Annotated in this window: 11 protein-coding genes; all 11 read right to left on the minus strand. The window is 53.1% G+C overall.

Annotated elements, in window-relative coordinates; all coding sequences use genetic code 11:
• Positions 1-515: DNA cytosine methyltransferase (locus JOE09_RS25915; RefSeq protein ID WP_205067843.1), on the minus strand; the 515-nt coding region annotated here is incomplete at its 3' end.
• The gene (locus JOE09_RS25920) at positions 512-1855 is read right to left on the minus strand and encodes a DNA-methyltransferase (protein WP_338049398.1); all 1344 of its coding nucleotides are present in this window, start codon (positions 1853-1855) and stop codon (positions 512-514) included. The genes JOE09_RS25915 and JOE09_RS25920, both read right to left, overlap by 4 nt.
• Positions 1856-2116: 261 nt before the next feature.
• Positions 2117-2362, minus strand: coding sequence for a hypothetical protein (locus tag JOE09_RS25925; protein WP_146114195.1), 246 nt, complete (start codon positions 2360-2362; stop codon positions 2117-2119).
• 600 nt (positions 2363-2962) lie between these two features.
• Positions 2963-3154: a hypothetical protein gene (locus JOE09_RS25930; RefSeq protein ID WP_205067844.1), complete on the minus strand. Its 192-nt coding sequence runs from the start codon at positions 3152-3154 to the stop codon at positions 2963-2965.
• Positions 3151-3675 (minus strand): hypothetical protein, encoded by a 525-nt coding sequence (locus JOE09_RS25935; RefSeq protein ID WP_205067845.1) that lies wholly within the window; start codon positions 3673-3675, stop codon positions 3151-3153. The genes JOE09_RS25930 and JOE09_RS25935 overlap by 4 nt, the downstream gene beginning before the upstream one ends.
• The gene (locus tag JOE09_RS25940) at positions 3672-4397 is read right to left on the minus strand and encodes a hypothetical protein (RefSeq protein ID WP_205067846.1); all 726 of its coding nucleotides are present in this window, start codon (positions 4395-4397) and stop codon (positions 3672-3674) included. Before JOE09_RS25940 ends, JOE09_RS25935 begins: the two co-directional genes overlap by 4 nt.
• 102 nt (positions 4398-4499) lie before the next feature.
• Positions 4500-4694, minus strand: coding sequence for a hypothetical protein (locus tag JOE09_RS25945; protein WP_205067850.1), 195 nt, complete (start codon positions 4692-4694; stop codon positions 4500-4502).
• A 97-nt stretch (positions 4695-4791) separates the two neighbouring features.
• Positions 4792-5316 carry an HD family hydrolase gene (locus JOE09_RS25950; protein WP_205067847.1) on the minus strand — a complete coding sequence of 175 codons (525 nt, stop codon included), beginning with the start codon at positions 5314-5316 and terminating at the stop codon, positions 4792-4794.
• Positions 5313-5504, minus strand: a complete 192-nt coding sequence (locus JOE09_RS25955) for an ANR family transcriptional regulator (protein WP_200544130.1) — start codon at positions 5502-5504, stop codon at positions 5313-5315. Before JOE09_RS25955 ends, JOE09_RS25950 begins: the two co-directional genes overlap by 4 nt.
• Positions 5505-5545: 41 nt before the next feature.
• Complete coding sequence (locus JOE09_RS25960) at positions 5546-6262, minus strand: single stranded DNA-binding domain-containing protein (RefSeq protein WP_239553312.1); 717 nt, start codon at positions 6260-6262, stop codon at positions 5546-5548.
• Positions 6262-6939 carry a DEAD/DEAH box helicase family protein gene (locus JOE09_RS25965; RefSeq protein ID WP_205067848.1) on the minus strand — a complete coding sequence of 226 codons (678 nt, stop codon included), beginning with the start codon at positions 6937-6939 and terminating at the stop codon, positions 6262-6264. The genes JOE09_RS25960 and JOE09_RS25965 overlap by 1 nt, the downstream gene beginning before the upstream one ends.
• Between the last annotated feature and the right edge of the window lie 88 nt (positions 6940-7027).

Below are 7027 nucleotides of genomic sequence, written 5' to 3' on the forward strand. Positions count from 1 at the left end.
CGGTCAATCTGCAACGATTCGCACACCTCATCCAGAGCCGGGTGGTCTGCGGCAATACCAGCGCTGAGCATACCGATGAACGCCTCAAAGGTTTCTCCGGCACGCGCCAGATCCGGACGAGCCTCATCATCCAGCAGCGGCCCCCAGGTTTTAAATTCCTCCACGTTTTCCAGCATCATGACTCTGGGGCGGGTGGCCAGCGCCCAGCGCAGTACGATCCACGCCAGTCCACGAATCTCTTTTTTAACCGGCGTGCTGCCTTTGGCTTTGCTGAAGTGGCGGCAGTCCGGGCTAAACCACGCCAGGCCAACCGGTGCGCCGGCGGTCGCCACCACCGGGTCGATATCGAATACCGATTCGCAATAATGCAGCGTGTCCGGGTGGTTTGTCGTGTGCATAGCGATCGCATTCGGGTCGTGGTTGATGGCGATGTCCACGCTGCGGCCGGTGGCCATTTCAATACCGGTGCTAGCGCCGCCGCCGCCGGCAAAGTTGTCGACTATGATTTCTCTCATGCTGGAATGTTCCCGAATGTTTTGGTGAGGGCTTGTGCCGTTGCGATGATTACACCTGCTGGCTCGCGCTCAAGCAGCAGAGTGTTGATGTGGTGTTTCACCTTGCGCTGGTGCTCCGGCTCCAGATCGGCAAGATGCTCGATTTGGTCTGCCAGGCGTTTGACTTCGACCGGCCACACGTCATTCTCCGCTGCTGGCGCTGCTGGCGCTGCTGGCGCTGCTGGCGCAGACATTTGCTTGTAGGAATAACCGATGCGGGCGCTGGCGGTTACGATGTTGTCCGGATCTAACTCGATGCCGATGAAAGAAAATCCCTCTTCAATCGCCGCGCGGCCGGTACTGCCGCTGCCTGTAAATGGGTCGAGAACAATTCCGCCTGGTGGAGTGATAAGGCGGCAGAGGTATTTCATCAGCGCAATCGGCTTCACGGTCGGGTGCGGGTTCTTCGCACCGTTGTTGCGTCCGGCACCGGCGCGAGGATCGTTAAGGCCCGCGCTACCCTCTTTGCGGCCACCAGTCATTTCCGATGCGGAGAAAGCGATAAAGCGTTCCATGCCTTCGTCGCGCTCTGCTGGCGTCACCTTCGCGCAGTAGAAGAAGCGCGCGGCGCTACCGCTGTCACCATGATGATGTGTCGCGACACGCTTTCTCATACCGAGAATGTTTCCTGTCCCGGCGGCTGATGGCTCAGTACCTCTTACCGGTGATGCTGCGCCAGCGTTTGCCGGGAATATGGCGATCGCTTCATCGCTGCCGTCGTGGATCAGGTTTGCTGGCCAGCGCCCCTCAGGTGTCTGCTGGTAGTTGCTGGCGGGTTCAGTGCTGTCCCGCTGATGCGATAGTAGTGCGCCTTTACCGCCAGTCAGCTCGTCATCGGTGAAAATACGGCAGGCGGTGATGTTCAGCGCTCCGGTACGATACTGCTCCATGTTATTAGCCACCGTCGTCTTGAACGGCTTACGGGCCATAACGATTGGCTCATGGGCGGGCTTAAGGCCCGTTCCCCAGCCGTCAAACTCTCCATCGAGATTGTGAGATTTCGGGAAGCCGGTGCCGTATAACCACTCGATCATGTCACGGATTTCAAAGCCTGCGTCTTCGACGTTTACGACCAAGCGGTGATAGGTTCGGGAACCACCAGACGCCAACAGATGCCCGCCTGGCTTAAGCACGCGTAGACATTCTGCCCATTGCTCAACCGTCGGTACCTGATAATCCCATTTGTGCCCCATAAAGCTCAGGCCGTAGGGTGGATCGGTGACAATCGCATCCACTGAGTTATCCGGCATCGTCTTCAGAACGGCTTCGCAACGACCAACATGTAATTGATAGGAGTTCACTTTAGAAATAGCTCCGCAGTTAACGCCGCGATAAGCAGCAGGATCAGCACAGCCGCCGGGCGGATGCTGGCATAGAAAATATGGTGGCGCGCGAGGTGGCGCCGGATTGTGTTTTTCATGGGGAGAGGGCGTAAAAAAACCGCCGATTGGCGGTTATTGTCTCGATATCTTAAAGGGAGTGGCTATAAACTATTTAAGACAGAGAGTGGGAGAATATATTGGTTAATCGGTGTCTATTAAACAATTTAATTAACATGGTATTCATATGGTGGCATCGTTGTCCGGGATTCTGCGAACCAGCAACTTATTGCCATCAATGATCCGAGACCTGTATCTGTGCTCTCCTAGATACGTGAAATTATGAATATACGCCTGCGCTTTTTTTAAAGGTATACCAAGCAAGGCTTTTTCAAAAATAATATACTCATTAACTTTTAGAATTAAAACCCAGTAGCCCATTGTCCTATATGTGAATTTTTTCTTATCATTGATGTAATCGACTTTCACGATCACCTCCTAGCCATCAATTCATAAAAAAAACTGTACATTCATTGCTTTCTCAATAAAAGATTTAAAGCTTAGTATTATCAAAACCTCAAAGTGAATTTTGGTGCAATAGCGAAAAGAAAAATTAGGAAAAAGCTTAAAGTTTTTAGGTCGGTAGTTTTTGAATCTGGTCTGGTAGTAACCAGATGTCAGAAAGATAAACTTTTGCTGTGCAATTATTGCTCTTTGAAGGGTTTTAATGTGGTTAATAATTAGTCCGAAAAAATTTCATAAAAACTCATGAAGTTAAAGGATTATGATGTTTTTTTGCGAAACCCTGCAGTTGAGTCACGAAAGTTCAACTAAGAACATACAATGTTCGAAATTCCCAGCCTTTACTTTCGACGTCGGCATAAAATTCTTCAGCGCTGACCTCTGACCATTGTTCCCACTCAGGGCTCCCGTTGTTCTGTCGGATTTGGTAAATCACCCCTGATGGTTCATTAACCATGAGAGCTAACCTAGTTAATGCTACTCTTTCCTCCAGAGATAATTTGCAAATAGTATTTTCGTCGGCCATTTGCATTAGTCTCTCGCGAGTGAACATCTCAATTAGTTTCTTCACTGTTTGACCTCTTTACAGTGAGCGCCGTCTGGCACGGCGGGGAAATCGTCGCCCCAGCCACCATGGGAACGAACATCAGCCAGTACCCGCTCGCAGACAGCCATAGACGGCATCGGTGTGATACTCCAGGCGCTGCCGTCGCGCACCGGAGAGGCGAGGATCAGGAAAATGAAGGTTAAAGTTGTCATATGGACTGATCCTTGTCGGTACCCAGACAATCAAGCCATTCAAACACGTTCCAGTATTTGGACCAGTCCGGTTGATCATATTGGTCAGCCTCTTCATTCCACTCGCCAGCAAATGGATTTTCACATACTGATGTGAGCCACAAGCCGATAGCGGCGCAGTCGGGGTTACCCTCAAAAATCTCAGCAATTCGTGGCCAGTGGTTGACGTACCGTTCATCAACAGGGAAATCTTGCAGATAAAGGCGAATGCATTTCGCTGCGCGGGAATAATCTTCACGCATGACGATCATGTTGTCGTATGTCATCGCCAAGACAGCGCGGTTGTGTTCAGGGATATCCTTGCGCTTAGGCAGTGGCCAGATTTTATCTATTTCCCAGTTATAGGCATTTCGAGCCATGCCCAGATAGCGTACAGCCATATCATTCCAAATTACCGGGCCGCTGCCCCATCCGTTACTCAGCTCTTCCATCTCTTCGGATTTTTCGCCTGGCCATACAGCTATTACAGTGGAGTTGCTCATGGCTTCACCTCCCCGGCGCGGATGCGGATGCGGGTTCGGATACGGGCGCGAACTTCATCTGCATAGTCGCGCTTGAACTCTCCTTCATCAGCGTTAGGCAGGAACTCCAACGCGGAAAGAATAGCGCCAGAGATGTCGTGGGCCTCGGCTGGAGTGTCATCAACAAACCCTGACTCCCACGCTGCGAGGAGTCTGTTTGCCGCAAAGTGGATGCCCTCGGCGCGGGCCTGTGTCCGAACCTCGCTAAGAATGGCGTCTGTTGGTGTGTTTGCGAAGAGATTGGCAATAGCCGCCCGCAATCCGTTCTTTATCTCTTCAATATCGTCGCCGCCGATATCCCCGTCGGTAATAGCCCGGTGAAATGCCAGCGCCATGTCATCATTAATTTCCTGCAAACTCGCCGCAATCAGCGCCCGCACCTGCTCACGCAAAGCATCAATTTCGTCGTTCTGTGCGTTGAACTTTTCATGCGCCTTCAGCACAACGTCATTTGCTTCTTTCAGCGATTTTTCGGCTAATGCTGCATCCGCATTCAGCCGGTCGCGCTCGGCGTAAACGGCCATAGCAGCTTCAGCATCCTCACGAAATACGCAGTCTATGATTCCCTCGCTCAGGCCTTCGCTGTCTCGCGCATACAGCGTCCAGAACTGCGCCTCGCTGTCTTCACAGCGTTCGATTTCATCGCCGTTACTCCGGCAACCATGCACGTAATACTTTTCCATTTTTATCTCCCGCCGACCGCAGTCAGCCAAAAATCCAAACGCACAGCAGCGTATAAACGCAGCTCATGAACATGCCGAAAAGGTAAATACCGAGTGGGTGCATCATTTCTGCATCTCCGGATCTGGCGGCAATGAGGTGTGCGGAACTGGCACGAGCGTCACAGGGCCGTTCTCCGAGGCAGCGTTAATCGCGAAGAGTGCTACGGGCAGCTTCATTTCCGCTGGTATCAGGATCGCCAGCGTTTTGCCGTTCACATTCAGCATTACGCTGACGTTTTTGATTTCATCAGGTTTCACAGTTAAGCCCTCAATAGTCCGCAGCTGGTGGCCGCACGCAGGCGCACCGCACCGAATGCGGCGGCGTTGGCTGGCGGTCAGGAGGCGGAAAGGGTGGTTAAATGGTTTTCTTCAGCTCGTTATAACGTTGAAGAAACTGGACACGCGCCTGTCGTGGCGTCAGCGGATAGATCATGAAATCGGCGCACTCGATGCCCTCAAGCAGCAGCCACGGCGTGCCGTCGTCCATATCGAAATCGCGGCGCTCGGTGGCCAGCATAATCAGGTCCGCACGCTTAACCTGCGCAGACATTGCAGCTGGCAGATTGAACTTGTCCCGGATGAACTGATCGACACGGTGCTCAATCACCTGATAGTCAGGTAGAAACGCTTTCAGTGGTAAACTTACATCACCGCAGTAAGCCTCTGCTGCGTCGTGCAGCAGCGCCTCTAACGCCATTTCTGGCGGCACAAGGCGACTGACGTACACCGAATGCTGCGCCACGCTGTAGAAGTCCTGCACATGGCCGGTAAAGCGGCAAAGATTCGACAGCGCACCGGCGATATCCTCGATGCTGATGGCCTCCGCATCGGTGTCGGTAAAGCTGAAGTGCTTGCCGGAGAGTGTGTTAATCCAGGTCATTGCTGCTGATCCTTAATTGCTGCGCGGCGGGCCATGCCAGCGCAGAACTCTGCGCGCAGCTGGTACCAGGTGATATTGTTGCCAGTTGCATGGCGTGAGGCCTGCAACCAGTGATGAGCGGCATCAGCGAAAAGGCCGTCGCGCTCTTTCTGCGCTGCTGATTGTGCCGAGCTATTTGGCAGTGGCATAGATACTCCAGAAAGCCCCGGGCGGGGCTGATTGGGTGGCGTCAAAAGGGAATGTCGTCGTCGAAATCAGGCTCTGGTGATGGTTGCTGACCAACGTTTCGCGAGCCTGCGTTTTGCTGCAGGCGTGATTGCTGCTGATTGCCTGTCGCCTGATTGGCATAACGGTTTACAGTCGGACCACCGCGCGCGCCCGGTGCGGCACCGTTCGGCGCAACTGGTTGACGTTTGTCCACGTCTTTTAACGACAGCAATAACTTATCAATCGCCTCTGCCGGTACTTTGTCAGCCAGCTCGGCATACGTCAGGCGTGTTTTAACCTGGAAAACATGGCGTATGTTCATCTGGTAGGTATCCGATCCGTCGGTGCTCTTCGTGCGCAGCTCCTTCTGCAGTACCAGTCCAACAGATTTACCTTCGATGGCAGGCAGCGCCCACACCATGCCATCTGGGGTTTGCCGCTGCTGAGGTTGTGCATCACGAACTCCGGCCGCCCACAGCAGCGCGGATACTGTATCCATGCCGAAAGTCTGCTCACCTTCGCGGTTGATAAAGTTGATGCGCAGGTAATTTGCCTTGAGGCCATTTGATTCGAAACCCAGCTCCAGCGTTTGCGACTGGCTGTCGGTCCCGAAGTTGTAGTGAGCGTGCAGGATCACACCCTCATAGGCCCCGGTTTCGTTGAGCATGGCTGACGTTCCGGCCTTTTTCGCTGATTCCGGGTTGAAAACAAAGCTCATTGGCTGTTGTGGTTGCTGCATCAGATGTCTCCTTCAGACATGAAGTTACAGATGGCCTGGTCTACAGCGAACAGGTCATTGTCCATTTCGGTTTGATCGGGGAATAGGTCGGGTGGTGCTTTGGCGGTGTCGTTATCATCGCCCTTGATCAGGAATACGTGCTTGCCGTCTTTCTTGATGGCGCGCAGTACGATGGAGAAATAACCCTCCGGCGTCAGCTTTTCATTTAGCATGCGGCCAACTGTTTTCATGCGCACCTTGCCTTCTGACTCTTCGGTGTGCGCAAGAAAATACACGCGTACATCGTCGGGCAGCTGGGCGGCCGCGGTGATAATTCGCCAGATATGGTCAGCCATTTCGGTGTATTTGGTGTAGCCAGTGGTGTAGGCCTTCAGCATGTTTTCGTGCTGCATCACGACCTGAAAATCATCGATAATCAGCACCCGGCGATTCTTTGAAAGCACCATCCGCTGGATCTTATCTTCAACATCAGCCCAGTCATCAGTGCGGAACACGTTACCGCGCTGCGGCTCTCCGTTCGCGTCAGGTTTACCGTGAACTTTCCAGGTGCCTTTATGGCGAAACGGCAGCAGCTTGGGGATGCACTGAATTAGCAGGCAGTCGTCGGGGTTGAAGTTTCGCAGGCTGTAAGACTTGCCCGCGCCGGAATCACCGAGGATTAACACGGGAGTACCCATATCAATCTCCCTGCAGGTAATGCTGCATCGTGAATTTCTGGTCCTCGTCGAGGTCCATGTTTGCCAGGCACCATTTCAGATATCCGCG

The sequence above is a fragment of the Pantoea coffeiphila genome (genome assembly GCF_016909495.1).
Taxonomy (GTDB): domain Bacteria; phylum Pseudomonadota; class Gammaproteobacteria; order Enterobacterales; family Enterobacteriaceae; genus Erwinia; species Erwinia coffeiphila.

What these genes read in the sequence shown, in the direction of transcription:
- JOE09_RS25930 (WP_205067844.1), bottom strand. Translation starts at nt 3,154, where the DNA reads ATGACAACTTTAACCTTCATTTTCCTGATCCTCGCCTCTCCGGTGCGC.
- JOE09_RS25935 (WP_205067845.1), bottom strand. Translation starts at nt 3,675, where the DNA reads ATGAGCAACTCCACTGTAATAGCTGTATGGCCAGGCGAAAAATCCGAA.
- JOE09_RS25940 (WP_205067846.1), bottom strand. Translation starts at nt 4,397, where the DNA reads ATGGAAAAGTATTACGTGCATGGTTGCCGGAGTAACGGCGATGAAATC.
- JOE09_RS25950 (WP_205067847.1), bottom strand. Translation starts at nt 5,316, where the DNA reads ATGACCTGGATTAACACACTCTCCGGCAAGCACTTCAGCTTTACCGAC.
- JOE09_RS25955 (WP_200544130.1), bottom strand. Translation starts at nt 5,504, where the DNA reads ATGCCACTGCCAAATAGCTCGGCACAATCAGCAGCGCAGAAAGAGCGC.
- JOE09_RS25960 (WP_239553312.1), bottom strand. Translation starts at nt 6,262, where the DNA reads ATGCAGCAACCACAACAGCCAATGAGCTTTGTTTTCAACCCGGAATCA.
- JOE09_RS25965 (WP_205067848.1), bottom strand. Translation starts at nt 6,939, where the DNA reads ATGGGTACTCCCGTGTTAATCCTCGGTGATTCCGGCGCGGGCAAGTCT.